This window comes from Pseudomonas sp. MF06569 (assembly GCF_059862735.1).
This window is the reverse complement of the sequence record NZ_JCBCUZ010000019.1, coordinates 34,933-52,172: the sequence shown is the minus strand read 5'-3', so window position 1 is coordinate 52,172 and position 17,240 is coordinate 34,933. Positions and strand designations below refer to the sequence as shown.

15 protein-coding genes are annotated in these 17,240 nt (G+C 58.4%); 12 read left to right on the top strand and 3 right to left on the bottom strand.

Annotated elements, in window-relative coordinates; translation table 11 throughout:
- Positions 1-27 precede the first annotated feature (27 nt).
- The 3 genes from ahpF to AC19YQ_RS16995 form a co-directional block, all read right to left on the bottom strand.
- Positions 28-1,590 carry an alkyl hydroperoxide reductase subunit F gene (gene ahpF, locus AC19YQ_RS17005; RefSeq protein WP_500595551.1) on the bottom strand — a complete coding sequence of 521 codons (1,563 nt, stop codon included), beginning with the start codon at positions 1,588-1,590 and terminating at the stop codon, positions 28-30.
- Positions 1,591-1,719: 129 nt separating this feature from the next.
- A complete protein-coding gene (gene ahpC, locus AC19YQ_RS17000; RefSeq protein WP_016780891.1) occupies positions 1,720-2,283 on the bottom strand; it encodes an alkyl hydroperoxide reductase subunit C in 564 nt (187 codons plus the stop codon).
- Positions 2,284-2,475: 192 nt separating this feature from the next.
- Positions 2,476-3,414 carry a site-specific integrase gene (locus AC19YQ_RS16995; RefSeq protein ID WP_133079212.1) on the bottom strand — a complete coding sequence of 313 codons (939 nt, stop codon included), beginning with the start codon at positions 3,412-3,414 and terminating at the stop codon, positions 2,476-2,478.
- A 178-nt stretch (positions 3,415-3,592) separates the two neighbouring features.
- Between AC19YQ_RS16995 and AC19YQ_RS16990 the strand changes: the two genes are divergently transcribed.
- The 12 genes from AC19YQ_RS16990 (at position 3,593) to AC19YQ_RS16935 (ending at position 17,207) form a co-directional block, all read left to right on the top strand.
- Entirely contained in the window at positions 3,593-4,603 is a 1,011-nt protein-coding gene (locus tag AC19YQ_RS16990; RefSeq protein ID WP_133079213.1) for a DNA-binding protein, read from the top strand.
- Between the two features lie 267 nt (positions 4,604-4,870).
- Positions 4,871-5,713, top strand: a complete 843-nt coding sequence (gene efeU / locus AC19YQ_RS16985) for an iron uptake transporter permease EfeU (protein WP_339474632.1) — start codon at positions 4,871-4,873, stop codon at positions 5,711-5,713.
- A gap of 8 nt (positions 5,714-5,721) precedes the next feature.
- Complete coding sequence (gene efeO, locus AC19YQ_RS16980) at positions 5,722-6,936, top strand: iron uptake system protein EfeO (RefSeq protein WP_500595549.1); 1,215 nt, start codon at positions 5,722-5,724, stop codon at positions 6,934-6,936.
- Positions 6,933-8,252 carry an iron uptake transporter deferrochelatase/peroxidase subunit gene (gene efeB, locus AC19YQ_RS16975; RefSeq protein WP_500595548.1) on the top strand — a complete coding sequence of 440 codons (1,320 nt, stop codon included), beginning with the start codon at positions 6,933-6,935 and terminating at the stop codon, positions 8,250-8,252. Before efeO (AC19YQ_RS16980) ends, efeB begins: the two co-directional genes overlap by 4 nt.
- A gap of 25 nt (positions 8,253-8,277) precedes the next feature.
- Positions 8,278-9,102, top strand: coding sequence for an iron uptake system protein EfeO (gene efeO, locus AC19YQ_RS16970; RefSeq protein WP_500595547.1), 825 nt, complete (start codon positions 8,278-8,280; stop codon positions 9,100-9,102).
- A 476-nt stretch (positions 9,103-9,578) separates the two neighbouring features.
- Positions 9,579-10,592, top strand: coding sequence for an undecaprenyl-phosphate 4-deoxy-4-formamido-L-arabinose transferase (arnC, locus tag AC19YQ_RS16965; RefSeq protein ID WP_133079219.1), 1,014 nt, complete (start codon positions 9,579-9,581; stop codon positions 10,590-10,592).
- A complete protein-coding gene (arnA, locus tag AC19YQ_RS16960) occupies positions 10,589-12,580 on the top strand; it encodes a bifunctional UDP-4-amino-4-deoxy-L-arabinose formyltransferase/UDP-glucuronic acid oxidase ArnA (protein WP_500595546.1) in 1,992 nt (663 codons plus the stop codon). Before arnC ends, arnA begins: the two co-directional genes overlap by 4 nt.
- Positions 12,580-13,464 carry a 4-deoxy-4-formamido-L-arabinose-phosphoundecaprenol deformylase gene (gene arnD, locus AC19YQ_RS16955; protein WP_219262231.1) on the top strand — a complete coding sequence of 295 codons (885 nt, stop codon included), beginning with the start codon at positions 12,580-12,582 and terminating at the stop codon, positions 13,462-13,464. The genes arnA and arnD overlap by 1 nt, the downstream gene beginning before the upstream one ends.
- Positions 13,461-15,110 carry a lipid IV(A) 4-amino-4-deoxy-L-arabinosyltransferase gene (arnT, locus tag AC19YQ_RS16950; protein WP_500595543.1) on the top strand — a complete coding sequence of 550 codons (1,650 nt, stop codon included), beginning with the start codon at positions 13,461-13,463 and terminating at the stop codon, positions 15,108-15,110. Before arnD ends, arnT begins: the two co-directional genes overlap by 4 nt.
- Complete coding sequence (arnE, locus tag AC19YQ_RS16945) at positions 15,107-15,451, top strand: 4-amino-4-deoxy-L-arabinose-phosphoundecaprenol flippase subunit ArnE (protein WP_326426732.1); 345 nt, start codon at positions 15,107-15,109, stop codon at positions 15,449-15,451. The genes arnT and arnE overlap by 4 nt, the downstream gene beginning before the upstream one ends.
- Positions 15,448-15,846: a 4-amino-4-deoxy-L-arabinose-phosphoundecaprenol flippase subunit ArnF gene (arnF, locus tag AC19YQ_RS16940; RefSeq protein ID WP_500595542.1), complete on the top strand. Its 399-nt coding sequence runs from the start codon at positions 15,448-15,450 to the stop codon at positions 15,844-15,846. The genes arnE and arnF overlap by 4 nt, the downstream gene beginning before the upstream one ends.
- Positions 15,843-17,207, top strand: coding sequence for a UDP-glucose dehydrogenase family protein (locus tag AC19YQ_RS16935; protein ID WP_133079225.1), 1,365 nt, complete (start codon positions 15,843-15,845; stop codon positions 17,205-17,207). Before arnF ends, AC19YQ_RS16935 begins: the two co-directional genes overlap by 4 nt.
- The last annotated feature ends 33 nt before the right edge of the window (positions 17,208-17,240 follow it).

The window sequence follows — 17,240 nt, the reverse complement described above, 5'->3', positions numbered from 1 at the left end:
GCTCATGGGTTTTTTGTTTCAGGCCGCTTATTGCGGCGCAGAAGAGCGGATCAAGTGATCGAACGCACTCAGGGAAGCCTTGGCGCCCTCGCCCACCGCGATCACGATCTGCTTGTACGGTACGGTGGTCACGTCACCGGCTGCGAAAATACCGGGGATCGACGTTTCACCACGAGCATCGACCACGATCTCACCACGGGGCGAAAGCTCTACAGTACCTTTGAGCCAATCGGTGTTAGGCAACAAACCAATTTGCACAAAGATGCCTTCAAGTTCCACGGCATGCACTTCACCCGACTGACGATCCTTGTAAAGCAGGCCGTTCACTTTCTGCCCGTCACCCGTTACCTCGGTGGTCTGGGCATTGGTGATGACCTTTACGTTGGGCAGGCTGTGCAACTTGCGCTGCAATACCGCATCGGCGCGCAATGTGGTATCGAACTCAAGCAGGGTCACATGAGCAACGATGCCTGCCAGGTCGATGGCGGCTTCAACGCCCGAGTTACCGCCGCCGATGACTGCAACACGCTTGCCCTTGAACAACGGGCCATCACAGTGCGGGCAGTAAGCAACACCTCGACTGCGGTATTGCTGCTCACCTGGCACGTTCATTTCACGCCAGCGGGCACCGGTGGCCAGAATCACGGTCTTGGCTTTTAGCGATGCACCGCTGGCAAATTTCACTTCGTGCAACTCGCCCGCCTTGCCGGCGATCAATTTGTCTGCACGCTGCAGGTTCATGATGTCGACGTCGTATTGCTTGACGTGTTCCTCAAGTGCAGTGGCAAGCTTTGGCCCTTCAGTTTCCTGAACCGAGATAAAGTTCTCGATGGCCATGGTGTCCAGCACCTGACCACCAAAGCGCTCGGCCGCAACACCGGTACGTATGCCTTTACGCGCAGCATAGATCGCTGCAGCAGCACCGGCCGGACCGCCGCCAATCACCAGCACGTCAAAGGCTTCTTTGGCGCTGATTTTTTCGGCCTGACGCTCAACGGCGCTGGTGTCCAGTTTGCCGAGAATCTCTTCCAGGCCCATGCGACCCTGACCGAAGTTCACCCCGTTCAGGTAAACGCTTGGCACCGCCATCACCTGACGTTCGGTGACTTCGTCCTGGAACAAGGCGCCGTCGATCGCCACGTGGCGAATGTTCGGGTTGAGCACCGCCATCAAGTTCAGAGCCTGAACAACGTCAGGGCAGTTCTGGCAAGACAGCGAGAAATAGGTTTCGAAGTTGAACTCGCCTTTAAGGGAGCGAATCTGTTCAATCACGTCGCTACTGGCTTTCGATGGGTGGCCGCCTACTTGCAGCAAGGCCAGCACCAGCGAAGTAAATTCGTGGCCCATCGGGATACCTGCAAAACGCAGGCTGATATCGCCGCCGGGGCGATTCAGCGAGAACGAAGGCTTGCGCGCATCGTCACCGTTGTCCAGCAGGGTGATCATGCTGGAAAGACTGGCGATTTCTTTTAACAGGTCGTGCATTTCACGGGATTTCGCACCGTCGTCGAGAGAAGCGACAATCTCGATCGGCTGTGTGACCCGCTCCAGGTATGACTTCAACTGTGCTTTTAGATTGGCGTCCAACATACGGGCGATCTCCTTTGAATATTGATTCTGTAAAAAAAAAAACGCCCGAGCGAATGTCGCCCGGGCGTTTTGAGGGCGATGCTGCTGACTACTTAGGTGCGGTTCACCGCCCTTGGGTGCTTCACAGACTTAGATCTTGCCGACCAGGTCAAGGGATGGAGCCAAGGTGGACTCACCTTCTTTCCATTTGGCCGGGCACACTTCGCCTGGGTGAGCTGCGACGTACTGAGCAGCCTTGATTTTGCGCAGCAGCTCGGAGGCATCACGACCAACGCCGCCGTCGTTCAGCTCAACGATCTTGATCTGACCTTCCGGGTTGATCACGAAAGTACCGCGGTCAGCCAGGCCAGCTTCTTCGATCAGCACGTCGAAGTTGCGGGAGATGGTCAGCGTAGGATCGCCGATCATGGTGTACTGGATTTTGCCGATGGCTGGCGAAGTGTTGTGCCAGGCAGCATGGGCAAAGTGGGTGTCAGTCGACACGCTGTAGATTTCCACGCCGAGTTTCTTGAACTCTTCGTAGTTGTCAGCCAGGTCTTCCAGTTCGGTTGGGCAAACGAAGGTGAAGTCGGCTGGGTAGAAGAACACGACAGACCACTTGCCTTTCAGGTCAGCGTCCGACACTTCCACGAAGCTGCCGTTTTTGTAGGCAGTTGCTTTGAACGGTTTTACTTGGCTGTTGATGATAGGCATCGTTGACTCTCCGTCAGGGTTGAAAAGTTGATGAGGTGAATCCTAACAACACATTTCGCATCTGGCTCATTGGCAAAGCTGATGCTGCCGATTGGTTTTAGCTATCAAGTGACGCTATAGATAGAAGAAAGCTAATACCCCAAGTCCCTATTCAACTATGGGCCATCGGGTCGGCTTTCAAGTTGACCTCAATCAGTTGCCAACAGGCTTTTCAGCGGTGAGGCTCATCCCGGTAAACGGGCTCGCTTCAACATAGCGCATGGCTGACTTGACGTCCTTCCAGCCGACGTAATTCATCAGCGACTTCAAATCCCAACCACTTTGATGGGCCCATGTTGCAAAACCGCGACGCAACGAGTGACTGGTGTATTGCTCGGCAGCAATCCCGGCTCGCTCCAGCGCCTGGCGCAGAAGCGGGATCACGCTGTTGGCGTGCAGCCCCTCCTCGCCCAGGTTGCCCCAGCGGTCGATCCCGCGGAACACCGGGCCACGCACCAGCGCTGCCGTATTGAGCCACTCGATATAGGCCCGCACCGGACACAGTCGCTGTAACGCCGGGGTCTGGAATGTTTTACCCAGGTTGTCGCGGTCGCTCTTGCTGCGGGGCAGATACAGCGTAATGCCCGCACCCGGGACCGCCTGTACGTGCTCGACCTGCAAACGGCATAGCTCATCGCTGCGAAACCCGCGCCAGAACCCCAGCAAAATCAGGGCGGCATCACGCCTGGCCCGCAACAACCCTGGCTGATCCGCGCTGGCTTGCGCTGCCTGCGCTTCACCTTCCAGCCAGTCGACCACCTGCTCCAGATGCTGCAACTGCAGCGGTTCGGCCTGCTTCTCCTGTGCCGGATGCAATGCACGGATGCCCTTGAACACCTTGCGCACGACCGGGGCCTTGGTCGGATCGGCAAACCCCTGACTGTTGTGCCATTGCGCAATCGCCGACAGACGCAGCTTCAAGGTGTTGATAGACAGCTGTCCGGCGTGGGCCACCAGATAGCGCGCCACGCTGTCGCTGGTGGCCGGAAGGAAACCGCCCCAGGTCACTTCGAAATGCTCGATGGCAGCCCGATAGCTACGGCGGGTGTTGTCGCGGGTCGCGGCGTTTAAGTAGCGATCCAGCTCGCTCATGGGCAGTTCTCTTGATTGGCGTACTGAAAACGAGCCCAAAACACTGTTTAAAGGCTCTAGCACGGGATAATACCAGTATATCCCGCGTCTTAAATCGTAAATAAAGACAAAATTTAATCGTTAATATAGTATGTAATTACATGATACATACCACAGTACAAAATCGTAGGAGAAAGCCATGGCCCGTGGCGGCGTAAACAAAGCGGTAGTCCAAATTGCACGCACGGCGATCCTGGCCCGCGGCGAACACCCGAGCATTGATGCTGTACGTATCGAGATGGGTAATACCGGATCGAAAACCACGATCCATCGCTATCTAAAAGAGTTGGACGAGGTCGACTCACGTCGCGGAGCACCTCAGGAACAGATCGGTGACGAACTGACCGAGCTGGTAGCCCGCCTCGCCCAGCGCCTGCAGGAGCAGGCGCAAGAGCCGATCGACCGCGCCCAGGCCCATTACGAACAGCTGAAAATCGAGTTGCGCGAGCAACTGAGCGAGGCGCAAGACGCCCAGGCACAGCTTGAGCAACGCTTTGAGATACAAGGCACGGCACTGAGCCAGGAAAGCGCCAACCTCGAAGCTATCCGCTCCATGCTGCAAACCGAACAAACCCGTAACGCCGCCCTGAATCAGGCGTGCAGTGACTTTGAGCTGCGCCTTACGGACCGTGACGAACAAATCCGCTCACTGGAAGAAAAGCACCTGCACGCCCGCGACGCCCTTGAGCACTACCGCAGTGCCGTCAAGGAACAACGGGAGCAGGATCAGCGTCGCCATGAGGGCCAATTGCAGCAGGTACAAATGGAACTGCGCCAGGCCCAACAGAGCGCGCTGGTACGTCAGGATGAAATCACCCAGCTGCATCGTGACAACGAGCGCGTATTGAGCGAGAGCCGCGCCCTGAACAAAGAACTGAACCAGGCCAATGACCAGCAGCACAAGCTGAGCAACCTCAACGGGCAATTGACTGGTCAACTGAGCCAGCTGCAAAACGAATGCACCCTGCTCCAGGAGCGCTTGCGGGTGGCCACCCAGGAAAGCGAAGGCTTGAAGCAGGCGCATAGCCAGTCACAAGAAGTCACAGCCGCTCTGACACTCAGAGCAATGACTGCCGAGACGGCACTTGAAACCATGAAAGCGCATATCGAGCAATCAGAACCAAAAGTCGACGAGGCGAAAAAGCCATGATGCTGCTGATGAGCCGGCTCTACTGATTCACCGCATCGATACCATCGCGAACAAGCCCACTCCCACAGCTTTGCGCTCCTTGTGAGAGCGGGCTTGCTCACGATACAGGCGACCGGATTGGTCTGAAGCAATGCATTGAGGCCATTGCCCCCGATGCAGCTTTCCGTTCAGCGAATGTTCAGCAAATGCAATCGATTCTTGTTTGGCAATACGTATCAGCATGTTACAAATTAGCTCCCTAACTAATTAGTGACGCGGGCTTTTCCCATGCTGGTTCCATTTCTGATCATGCTGCGCGAAGGGATTGAGGCCGCACTTATCGTCGGCATCATTGCCAGTTACCTCAAGCAAACAGGCCGCGGGCAGTGGATGCCCGCCGTGTGGATCGGCGTCTTCCTGGCAGCGGCTCTGTCGCTGCTGGTGGGCGGTGGCCTGGAGCTCATGAGTGCCGAATTCCCGCAGAAGCAACAGGAATTGTTCGAAGGCATCGTGGGCCTGATTGCGGTCGGCATTCTCAGTTCGATGGTGTTCTGGATGCGCAAAGTGGCGCGTTCCATCAAGCACTCCCTGCACACGTCACTTGATCAGGCGCTGGCCGGCTCTAAGCATCAAGTCACCGCACTGATCGCCATGGTGTTCTTTGCCGTCGCCCGCGAAGGGCTTGAAACCGTGTTTTTTCTGCTCGCCGTATTCCAGCAAAGCGAAGGCCCTGCCGCACCGCTGGGCGCCCTGCTTGGCCTGGTCCTGGCCATCGGCATCGGTTTTGCCATTTACAGCGGCAGCATGCGTCTGAACCTGGGCCTGTTCTTCCGCTGGACCGGCCTGTTTATCCTGGTAGTTGCCGCGGGCATCCTGGCCAACTCGGTGCAAGCACTGCATGAAGCCGGGCTATGGAATCACTTGCAGGGCGTCGTGTTCGATGTCAGCACTCGCCTGCCGATGGATGGCCCCCTTGGCTCGGTACTGGCGGGTATGTTCGGCTATCAGGATGCGCCAACCGTCAGCGTATTGGGCGCCTATGTGATTTATCTGGCAGTGACGTTAGCGATGTTCTTTCGCCCGCCTGCGCCTGCAAACGCTGCACACACCTCCTGCGCAACACACCCATAAGGTCAAGCATGCCTACCCCTGCAAGCGGTACCCCCCCTCGCGCACTGCGCTGGGCGGTGGCCGGCTCGGTGATCGTGATGATCGCGGCCGGCGGATTGTTCTACTACGCCTCGCAACTGGCTGCGGCCAAGCGCAGCGTTCATAACAACGAAGTCACGGTCACCATTCACCCCCACAGTTGCGAACCCAATGCGCTGACCGTACCGGCAGGCTTCAATAGCTTTCGTATTGTCAACGCCTCAGAGCGGGCGGTTGAATGGGAGATCCTCGACGGCGTACTGGTCGTCGAGGAGCGTGAGAATATTGCCCCCGGCCTCAGCCAGGTGATTAACGCAACCCTGGCTCCGGGGGATTACGCCATTACCTGCGGCCTGCTCAGCAATCCCCGCGGCTCACTGCACGTGACGCCCACTGCCGCGTCCGAGGCCAGCGCCAATGCGCAACCTTCAATGGTGGCCTTTATTGGGCCCCTGTCGGAGTTCCGGGTTTACCTGAGCCGCCAGGGCAGCGCGCTGATCAAGGCCGTCGACGCGCTGTCCCTGGCCATTGCGGCCGGTGATCTCGAGCAGGCGCAAGCCTTGTACATACCTGCCCGCGAGGCTTATCAACGCCTGGCCCCGGCAGCCCAGCGGCTGGCAGAACTGGATAACGCCATCAATGCCCGCGCCGACTATTTCGAAAAACGCGAGCAAGACCCGGGTTTCACCGGTTTCCATCGCCTGGAATACGGCCTGTTCGATCAGCGCAGCACCCAGGGCCTCACGCCGATAGCCCAACAACTGCAAACCGATGCCGTGCAGCTCAAGCAACAGCTATTGGCCCAATCGCTGCCGCCCGAACAGTTGGTCAGCATTGCTGCGCGCACCCTCCACACTCTGGCGGACACCCGCGCCAACAGCGGCGAGGAAGAACGCTACAGCCACATCGACCTCAACGGTTTTGCCGCCAACCTTGAAGCTGCACGCAAGGTGGTTGACCTGCTGCGTCCGCTACTGAGTAAAAAAGATGCCGATTTGCAGCATAGCATCGACATTGCCAGCGCTTCGCTTGAAGCACAGCTCAGTGGCCTCAGCACACCCCAGGGCTACCGCAGCTACGACACAGTCAGTGCCGAACAACGCCAACAGATCAGCAACAAGGCCAAGGTTCTGGCCGACGCACTCGATGGAATCGATCCCGCCCTCGGCCTTAGCGGCCTCTCATTGCAGACGAGACGCACATGAGCGATTCAGAACACACTTCGAACTCTTTTAACCAGCAGCGCCGCCGCATCCTGATGGGCATGGGGGTCGCCGGTGCCGCACTGGCCGGTGGCGCCCTCAGCTGTCCGGCCCTGGCTGCGGGCCACGCGGCTGATGCACAGGTCACTCAGGCCCCCAGCAGCGACAGAACCCTGGATCATCACGGGTTCCATGGCCAGCATCAAAATGGCATCGTCACTCCCCGCCCGGCTGCTGGCATGCTGGTCGCCTTCGATGTGCTGGCCACTGACCGGCAAGATCTTGAGCGCCTGTTCCGCACCCTGAATGAGCGCATTGCCTTCCTGATGAAGGGCGGCGCCGTGCCCCAGGTCGACCCCAAGCTGCCACCTGTGGACTCCGGCATTCTTGGCCCCGTTGTGACCCCGGACAACTTGACCGTCACCGTATCGGTTGGCGAGTCCCTGTTTGATGAGCGTTTCGGCCTGAGCCAGGTCAAGCCCAAACGCTTGAGCCGCATGCAAGGGTTCCCCAACGATGCATTGGAGCCCGGGCAGTGCCACGGCGACTTGAGCCTGCAGTTTTGCGCCAATACAGCCGACACCAATATTCACGCCCTGCGTGACATCGTGAAAAACCTCCCCGACCTGCTTCTGGTGCGCTGGAAGCAAGAAGGCACCGTTCCACCCCAAGCGCCCGCCAAGCCCGGCGTACCGGCTCAAAGTGCGCGCAACTTCCTGGGCTTTCGCGACGGTTCGGCCAACCCCGACTCCAACGACAACACGACCATGAACCGGATTGTCTGGGTCCAGCCCGACAGCGACGAACCCCGGTGGGCGGTCAACGGCAGCTATCAGGCGGTGCGTATCATCCGCAACTTCGTCGAGCGCTGGGACCGAACCCCACTGCAAGAACAGGAAAGCATCTTCGGTCGCAGCAAGGCCAGTGGCGCCCCTCTGGACGGCACCCGCGAAAGCGACGTCCCTGATTACAGCCAGGACCCGCACGGCAAAGTCACCCGGATGGACGCCCATATCCGCCTGGCCAACCCGCGCACCGCGCAAACGCGCAACAGCCTGATCCTGCGCCGGCCATTCAACTATTCCAACGGCGTCAACAAGAACGGCCAGCTCGACATGGGCCTGCTCTTTATCTGCTACCAGCGCGACCTGAAGCAGGGCTTTATCGCCGTGCAAACCCGCCTGAACGGTGAGCCCCTGGAGGAATACCTCAAGCCTGTTGGCGGCGGCTATTTCTTTACCCTGCCGGGCGTGCGCGACGATCAGGATTTCATTGGCCGCTCGCTGCTCGAAGCCGCTACACCGCTTGCCCGCACCTGAACCTCAACCCATCGGAAAAAGTCCCATGAAGAAGACGCCGCTCGCACTGCTCCTGGCCCTGGGGTTGCTCCACACCCCGCTCTCGGCACTGGCCGCAACCGCGCCGCTGGATCTGGTGCAACCTGTTTCGGACTACAAAATCTACGTCACAGAGCAACTGGATGAACTGGCCAGCAATACGCAAGCATTCACGGATGCGGTGAAAAAGGGTGACCTGGCCACGGCCAAAAAACTCTATGCACCGACCCGCGTGTATTACGAGTCCATTGAACCGATTGCCGAGCTGTTCAGCGACCTCGACGCCTCGATCGATTCCCGGGTAGACGACCACGAAAAAGGCGTTAAAGCGCCTGATTTCACGGGCTTCCATCGCATCGAGTACAGCCTGTTCTCCGAAAACAGCACCCAGGGCCTCGACCAATTGGCTGATGGCCTCAACAAGGACGTAAAAGACCTGCAAAGCCGTGTGGCGGGGTTGACCTTCCCGCCGGAGAAGGTCGTTGGCGGCGCAGCGGCCCTGATGGAAGAAGTGGCCGCCACCAAGATTTCCGGCGAGGAAGATCGCTACAGCCACACCGACCTGTATGACTTCCAGGGCAACGTGGACGGCGCGAAAAAGATAGTCGACTTGTTCCGTGCACACATCGCGCAGAACGACAAAGCGTTTGCCGCCAAAGTCGATAAAAACTTCGCTACGGTAAACACCATCCTGGCCAAGTACAAAACCGCCGACGGTGGTTTCGAAACCTACGACAAGGTCAAGGACAACGATCGCAAAGCGCTGGTGGGGCCTGTCAATACACTGGCCGAAGACTTGTCGACCCTGCGGGGCAAACTGGGCCTGAACTAAAAGGCCATTATTGAGCGCCAACCGGTGTGACGCACGTCACACGCCCGCAGGTTGGCGCTCAGACGTTTATGGGTTTAAACGAGGGGCAGAATCGTTACTGCAAGTCGCAGCTGTTCAATTTCGTGCAATTGCTGATATAAACCTCTGCACGCAAAAAACGTAACTACGCGCTAAAAATGGGGGCTTCAAGCGTGTAACGCCATTCCTGAATAGCACCTGTCTAGTGATTCAAAACATGCCCTGTTGATCTAACTTTCATAGGTTTTTCACAATTGTGCGTTTAACGTATGCACTTCCTAGAACAGAAAAGATCCGATAGTTTGTAAGCGAAATCATGTAGATAACGTAGTTCAACAACTTTACCTTTGCCAGTATTGAGCTTTACTCGTAGTGGGCGCCGGTTTTTGAAGTGCGCCTGAGTGAGGCCGACTTAGACATGTCGTCTTGTGCCATTGAAACTGACTGGAACGAATATTTTGAAACCCTACCCAATCCAGTGTGTGTCGATCGTCATCCCGGTCTACAACGAAGAAGAGAGCCTGCCCGAGCTGTTGCGCCGTACTGAAGCAGCCTGCGCGCAGTTGACACAGGCCTATGAAATCGTCCTGGTCGATGACGGGAGTCGGGACAATTCGGCGCAAATCCTGCAAGACGCTGCCGAGCGTGAAGGCAGCCCAGTCGTTGCCGTGATCCTCAACCGCAACTACGGGCAACATGCCGCCATCATGGCCGGCTTTGAGCATTCCAAAGGCGATGTGGTGATCACCCTCGACGCCGACCTGCAAAACCCTCCGGAAGAAATCCCCCGCCTGGTCGCGCAGGCAGCACTGGGTTACGACGTGGTCGGCACTGTGCGCAACAACCGTCAGGACTCCGCCTGGCGCCGCTGGCCTTCACGTGTGATCAACCTCGCCGTGCAACGCTCCACCGGGGTTGCCATGAGCGATTACGGCTGCATGCTGCGCGCCTATCGCCGCTCCATCGTCGACGCGATGCTGGCTTGCTGCGAACGCAGCACCTTTATTCCCATTCTGGCCAACAGCTTCGCCCGCCATACCACCGAAGTGCTGGTCGAGCACGCCGAGCGCGAACACGGCGACTCCAAGTACAGTCCGATGCGCCTGATCAACCTGATGTTCGACCTGATCACCTGCATGACCACTACACCTTTGCGCCTGCTGAGCATTATCGGCTTCAGCATGGCGGTACTGGGCGTCCTGTTCGCCATCGCCCTGGTCATGCTGCGTCTGATCTTCGGCGCATCCTGGGCTGGCCACGGTACTTTCGTGCTGTTCGCGGTGCTGTTTGTATTCACCGGCGGACAATTTATCGGCATGGGCCTATTGGGTGAATACCTGGGCCGCATGTACAGCGATGTTAGGGCTCGACCACGGTTTTTCATTGAAAAAATCGTTCGCGCCGAGCCGGCAACTTCTTCAGTTTCAACTTGCAACCCGACTTCTTCTACTTCGACACAGGTCCAATCATGAGTTTGAAAGCCGTTGTTTTCGCCTATCACGATATTGGCTGCACAGGCATTGAAGCCTTGCTCAATGCAGGTTACGAAATTGCTGCTGTGTTTACCCATGCTGACGACCCCAAGGAAAATAACTTTTACGGCTCGGTTGCCCAACTGTGTGCCCGCAATGGCATCCCGGTTCACGCGCCGGAAGACGCCAACCACCCACTGTGGATCGAGCGCATCCGCAAGCTGAACGCCGATTACATCTTCTCCTTCTACTATCGCCACCTGCTGGGCGAAGAGCTGCTGGCCAGCGTCAGCAAAGGTGCTTTCAACCTGCATGGCTCGTTGCTGCCGCGCTACCGTGGTCGCGCACCGGCCAACTGGGTGCTGGTCAACGGCGAAACCGAAACCGGCGTCACCCTGCACCGCATGGTCAAGCGTGCTGATGCAGGCGATATCCTGGCCCAGCAACGCATCAACATCGAGCGTTCGGATACCGCACTGAGCCTGCACGCCAAGCTGCGTGAAACCGCCGCCCAACTGCTGGCCGAGGCCTTGCCGCTGCTGCCACAGGGCAAGCTCACCGAAACTCCGCAAGACGAATCCAAAGCCACTTATTTTGGTCGCCGCACCCCGGCTGACGGCTTGCTGCAATGGACTCGCCCGGCTGAAGAACTGTTCAACCTGGTGCGTGCCGTTACCCAGCCTTACCCGGGCGCCTTCTGCGCCGTGGGCGAGCACAAACTGATTGTCTGGGGCGCCGAAGTGGTAGCTGGCAACCAGGGCCATGCACCTGGCCAGGTCATCAGCTGCGAACCGCTGCGCATTGCCTGCGGCCAGGACTCGCTGGTCATCACTGCCGGTCAGCGCAACGACAACGGCCTGTACCTGAGCGGCCCGCAACTGGCCCGTGAACTGGGCCTGGTCGAAGGTTCGCGCCTGCGTGGTGCTGAGTCCGGTCGCCCGGCACGCCGCACCCGCGTCCTGATCCTGGGGGTTAACGGCTTTATCGGTAACCACCTGTCCGAGCGTCTGCTGCAAGACGATCGTTATGAAGTGTATGGCCTGGACATTGGCTCCGACGCCATCGACCGCCTGCGCAGCCACCCTAACTTCCACTTCGTGGAAGGCGACATCAGCATCCACACCGAGTGGATCGAATACCACATCAAGAAGTGCGACGTGGTCCTGCCGCTGGTGGCCATCGCCACGCCAATCGAATACACCCGCAACCCGTTGCGCGTATTCGAACTGGACTTCGAGGAAAACCTCAAGCTGGTGCGCTACTGCGTCAAGTACAACAAGCGCGTGATCTTCCCGTCCACGTCCGAAGTGTATGGCATGTGCCAGGACAAGAACTTCGACGAAGACACCTCCAACCTGATTGTTGGCCCGATCAACAAGCAGCGCTGGATCTACTCGGTTTCCAAGCAGCTGCTGGACCGCGTGATTTGGGCCTACGGCACCAAAGGCCTGAAGTTCACCCTGTTCCGTCCGTTCAACTGGATGGGCCCGCGCCTTGACCGTCTGGACTCGGCACGTGTTGGCAGCTCGCGCGCCATCACCCAGCTGATCCTGCACCTGGTGGAAGGTACCCCGATCCGCCTGGTGGACGGCGGCGAACAAAAACGCTGTTTCACTGACGTTGCCGACGGTATCGAGGCCCTGGCCCGCATCATCGACAACAAAGATGGCAAGTGCGACGGCCAGATCATCAACATCGGCAACCCGGACAACGAAGCCAGCATTCGTCAGTTGGGCGAAGAGTTGCTGCGTCAGTTCGAAGCCCACCCATTGCGCGCCAACTTCCCTCCGTTTGCAGGTTTCCGCGACGTTGAAAGCCAGTCTTTCTACGGCACTGGCTACCAGGACGTCAGCCATCGCAAGCCAAGTGTTGAAAACGCCCGTCGTCTTATCGACTGGACGCCGACCACCGAACTTAGTGAAACCATTGGCAAGACCCTGGACTTCTTCCTGCGTGAAGCCATGGTAGAAATCGCGGAAAAACGCTGATGCAAGCTGGACTGCGTATCGATGTCGACACGTACCGTGGAACCCGTGAGGGGGTTCCACAGTTACTCGAACTGCTCGATGAAGCCCAGATCAAGGCCACGTTTTTTTTCAGCGTGGGGCCGGACAACATGGGCCGCCATTTATGGCGGCTGATCAAGCCCCAGTTTTTCTGGAAAATGATGCGCTCCAAGGCTGCCAGCCTGTATGGCTGGGATATTTTGCTGGCCGGCACCGCCTGGCCAGGCAAACCTATCGGCAAGGATCTGGGGCACTTGATGCGCCAGACCCTGGCCGCTGGCCATGAGGTCGGCCTGCACGCCTGGGATCACCACGGCTGGCAAGCCAACACCGCGCGCTGGAGCCAGGCACAACTGATCGAGCAGATCCGCCGTGGTGTCGAGACCCTGAGCGACATCACCGGACAGGCCGTCGAGTGTTCGGCAGCCGCAGGGTGGCGTGCCGATGAACGCGTAGTCCAGGCCAAGGAAACCTTTGGTTTTCGCTACAACAGTGATTGCCGCGGGCACAGTCTGTTTCGGCCACGATTGGCTGACGGCAGACTGGGCGCGCCGCAAATTCCTGTGGATTTACCGACGTTCGATGAAGTGGTCGGGCCGCACCTGAGTGCCGCCGACTTCAACTCATACATTCTTGATCGCTTCAGCCCGCAAAAGCTGAATGCATACACCATCCATGCTGAAGTAGAAGGGATTCTTATGGCAAACGACTTCCGTCAATTGCTGGCGCAGGCTCGTGCCCGCGATATTCATTTCCAGCCCCTGCGGGACTTGCTTCCGAACGACATTGACAGCCTGCCTGCCGGGCAACTCAGCCGCGGCGTGCTTGAAGGCCGTGAAGGCTGGCTGGGAGTACAGAAGCCATGACCCAGCGCTGGACGATACCCCTGCTGGTCCTGGCCTTTATTGCGTTTTACCTGTTACCACTGGGCACCCACGGCCTGTGGATTCCCGATGAAACGCGCTACGCACAAATCGGCCAGCAAATTCTGATCGACGGTAACTGGATCACTCCCCACTTCATGGATTTGCGCTACTTCGAGAAGCCGATTGCCGGCTACTGGATGATCGCTATCGGCCAGGCCATTTTTGGCGAGAACCTGTTTGGCGTGCGCATTGCCTCGGCCATCGCCACCGGCCTGAGCGTGTTCCTGGCCTATGCCGTGGCTCGCCGCCTGTGGAACGACCCGCGCAAGAGCTTCGCCTGCGCCCTGGTGTACATGACGTTTGGCTTGATCGCAGGCCAGGCGGGTTATTCAAACCTCGATCCGCAGTTCACGCTTTGGGTCAACCTGAGCCTGGTGGCCTTGTGGTTTGCCGTCGACAGCAGCTCTACCCGTGATCGTCTGATCAGCTGGGCCGTGCTGGGCTTTGCCTGTGGCATGGGCTTCATGACCAAAGGCTTTTTGGCCCTGCTGCTGCCGGTGCTGATCGCCCTGCCCTACATGGTCTGGCATAAGCGTTTTCTGGAACTGGTCAAATATGGCCTGGTGGCCATGCTGGTCGCAGCCTTGGTTTCACTGCCGTGGATCCTTGCGGTTCACGCCCAGGAGCCCGATTACTGGAATTTTTTCTTCTGGCACGAGCACATTCGCCGCTTTGCCGGTGAAGATGCCCAGCACGGTCGTCCATGGTGGTTCTATCTGCCGCTGATGGTGGTCTCCAGCCTGCCCTGGGTAGCCCTGCTGCCTGCGACCTTCAAGGATGCCTGGCAGAACAAGCGTCATGCCAGCGTGGTGTTCCTGCTGATGTGGCTGCTGTTGCCGCTGGCCCTGTTCAGCCTGAGCAAAGGCAAGCTGCCGACTTACATCATGCCGTGCATGTTGCCGCTGGCCCTGCTGCTGGGCCACGCGCTGATTGCCCGTGTCGAGCAGGCCAAAACCGGTGCCATCCGCTTGAACGGCCTGCTCAATCTGGTGGTGGGCGGCGTGGCATTGCTGGCCCTGATCTATTTCCAGATCAAAAAGCCGTTTTATGACAATGAACCGCAGCACATGGCGTTGTTGGTGTTCGTGCTGCTGACCTGGATCGTTACCGGCCTGCTCACGTTGTCCAAACCTTTGAAAATGTGGGCCGCCCCTGCCGTGGCAATGGGTGTTCTGGTTCTCGCGCTGCCTGCGGCCATGCCGACCAGCGTGATTCACAACAAAATGCCCGACCAGTTCGTCCTTGAGCACATGGACGAGTTGTCCCAGGCCAAGTCCTTGCTCAGCAACGACCTGGGTGCGGCATCTGCCTTGGCATGGCGCCTTCGCCGCCCGGACGTGACGCTCTACAACACCCAGGGCGAAGTCAAATACGGTCTGACCTATGACGATGCCAAAGGCAAGAGCATCGGCCTGGCCGACATTGGCCAGTGGATGGCTGACGCCCGTCGCCAAGGCCCGGTGGGCGTAGTCATGCGGGTCAAGGACAGCGATGAAAGCCATGAAATGGACCACTTGCCCAAAGATGCCAAGCGCTATCAGGAAGGCAACATGGTCATTCTGATTTTCCCGCAGATCGCTCCATGACCCTGGCACTGCTGCTACTGGCGTGCCTGTTGACCTGCGCCGGCCAGATCGCCCAGAAGTATGCGGTCGAAGGCTGGCGCGGGATTGAATCCGGGGTGACGCAAAAACTGCGCTCCCCCTGGCTGTGGCTGGCCTTGCTGTGCCTTGGCCTGGGTTTGCTGGTGTGGTTGCTGGTGTTGCAACGGCTTGAGGTCGGGATTGCTTACCCGATGCTCAGCCTGAACTTTGTGCTGATCACCCTGGTGGCCCGCTACCTGTTTAAAGAATCCATCGACCGGCGTCATTGGCTGGGGGTGGGGCTGGTGATTGCCGGTGTCATTTTGCTGGGACAACAAGCATGAACCTGCGCCGTGGATTTGCCTTTGCCTCGGGCAGCGTATTGCTGGTCAGCACTGCCCAATTGGGCATGCGCTGGAGCATGACCCGCTTGCCGCAGCCGGCTCAATGGGTGGATGCAATCAGTCAGGGCGATGTATCGCTCCCGGCGTTGGCGGTGGTGTTTGCCGCGATCATGGCGTATGCGCTGTCGATGCTCTGCTGGCTGCTGGCCCTGCGCGACTTGCCGCTGGGTCGCGCGTATTCGCTGTTGAGCGTCAGTTACGCCTTGGTGTACCTGCTCGCTGCAAGCCTGCCGATTTTCGATGAACACTTCACTTTGTCAAAAACCCTGGGTGTGACACTGGTCATCCTTGGGGTGCTTACGATCAACTTTCGACGTACCAGGAACTGCGCATGAAAATCAGTGTATTTGGTAGTGGCTATGTAGGCCTGGTGCAGGCGACGGTCCTGGCTGAAGTCGGCCACGACGTGATCTGCATGGACATTGACCAGAAAAAGGTCGAGCTGCTGCAGCAAGGTCACGTCAGCATTTTCGAACCCGGGCTTTCGAGCCTGGTGCGTGAAAATATTGAAAGCAAACGCCTGCGCTTTACCAGCGATGAAAAACTCGCCGTGGAGCACGGTCAGGTACTGTTTATCGCCGTGGGCACGCCCCCGAGCGAAGACGGTTCGGCTGACCTGGGCCAGGTGTTTTCAGTCGGTGATGCGGTTGCCCGCCACCGTGAAGAACCGCTGATCCTGGTCGAAAAATCCACCGTGCCCGTCGGCACCGGTGACGCACTGACCGCCCATATCAACAAGGCCCTGAGCCTGACCGGGCGCACACTGCAATTTGATGTGGTGTCCAACCCCGAGTTTCTCAAGGAAGGGTCGGCCGTTACCGATTGCCGCCGCCCGGATCGCATCATCATTGGCTGCGCCCGCGAAGAAGTCCGCGAGGTCATGCGTGACCTCTACGCACCGTTCAACCGTAACCATGACCGCATCATTTTCATGGACCTGCGCAGCGCCGAACTGACCAAGTACGCCGCCAACTGCATGCTTGCGACCAAAATCAGCTTCATCAACCAGATTGCAGAACTGGCCGAGCACCTGGGCGCCGACATCGAAGCCGTGCGCCTGGGCATCGGTGCCGATACCCGTATCGGCTATCACTTTATCTATCCGGGCTGCGGCTACGGCGGTTCGTGCTTCCCCAAAGACATGCGCGCGCTGATCCACAGTGCCCAGCAGGTCAATTGCTCAAGCGATCTGTTGCAAGCGGTTGAAGCCATTAACGAACGCCAGAAGCACAAGCTGTTCGATCGCATCAATGCGTTCTTCAAGGGCGATCTCAAAGGCAAGACCTTTGCCCTGTGGGGCCTGGCGTTCAAGCCCAATACCGACGACATGCGCGACGCGCCGAGCCGGGTATTGATGGAAGCCTTGTGGGCAGCCGGAGCCAATGTACGGGCCTTCGACCCCGAAGCCATGCAAGAAACCCAGCGTCTTTACGCCAATGAAGAACGCCTGAGCCTGATGGGTACGCCGGAATCCACCCTCAGCGGCGCCGACGCGCTGATCGTCTGCACCGAGTGGCAACAATTCAAGGCACCGGACTTTGAGCTGATCAAGCAGCGCCTGAACACCCCGGTGATTTTTGACGGGCGCAACCTGTACGACGGCGAGCGTCTGGCCAAGACCGGCTTGCAGTACTTCCCGATGGGACGGGGTGAGTCGTGCAACTTGCCGGTTTCCCACGGTTCAACAGCCATTTGATGATGTGATCACGCCGCCATTGGTAACAATGGC

What these genes read in the sequence shown, in the direction of transcription:
- ahpF (WP_500595551.1), bottom strand. Translation starts at nt 1,590, where the DNA reads ATGTTGGACGCCAATCTAAAAGCACAGTTGAAGTCATACCTGGAGCGG.
- ahpC (WP_016780891.1), bottom strand. Translation starts at nt 2,283, where the DNA reads ATGCCTATCATCAACAGCCAAGTAAAACCGTTCAAAGCAACTGCCTAC.
- AC19YQ_RS16995 (WP_133079212.1), bottom strand. Translation starts at nt 3,414, where the DNA reads ATGAGCGAGCTGGATCGCTACTTAAACGCCGCGACCCGCGACAACACC.
- AC19YQ_RS16990 (WP_133079213.1), top strand. Translation starts at nt 3,593, where the DNA reads ATGGCCCGTGGCGGCGTAAACAAAGCGGTAGTCCAAATTGCACGCACG.
- efeU (WP_339474632.1), top strand. Translation starts at nt 4,871, where the DNA reads ATGCTGGTTCCATTTCTGATCATGCTGCGCGAAGGGATTGAGGCCGCA.
- efeO (WP_500595549.1), top strand. Translation starts at nt 5,722, where the DNA reads ATGCCTACCCCTGCAAGCGGTACCCCCCCTCGCGCACTGCGCTGGGCG.
- efeB (WP_500595548.1), top strand. Translation starts at nt 6,933, where the DNA reads ATGAGCGATTCAGAACACACTTCGAACTCTTTTAACCAGCAGCGCCGC.
- efeO (WP_500595547.1), top strand. Translation starts at nt 8,278, where the DNA reads ATGAAGAAGACGCCGCTCGCACTGCTCCTGGCCCTGGGGTTGCTCCAC.
- arnA (WP_500595546.1), top strand. Translation starts at nt 10,589, where the DNA reads ATGAGTTTGAAAGCCGTTGTTTTCGCCTATCACGATATTGGCTGCACA.
- arnD (WP_219262231.1), top strand. Translation starts at nt 12,580, where the DNA reads ATGCAAGCTGGACTGCGTATCGATGTCGACACGTACCGTGGAACCCGT.
- arnT (WP_500595543.1), top strand. Translation starts at nt 13,461, where the DNA reads ATGACCCAGCGCTGGACGATACCCCTGCTGGTCCTGGCCTTTATTGCG.
- arnE (WP_326426732.1), top strand. Translation starts at nt 15,107, where the DNA reads ATGACCCTGGCACTGCTGCTACTGGCGTGCCTGTTGACCTGCGCCGGC.
- arnF (WP_500595542.1), top strand. Translation starts at nt 15,448, where the DNA reads ATGAACCTGCGCCGTGGATTTGCCTTTGCCTCGGGCAGCGTATTGCTG.
- AC19YQ_RS16935 (WP_133079225.1), top strand. Translation starts at nt 15,843, where the DNA reads ATGAAAATCAGTGTATTTGGTAGTGGCTATGTAGGCCTGGTGCAGGCG.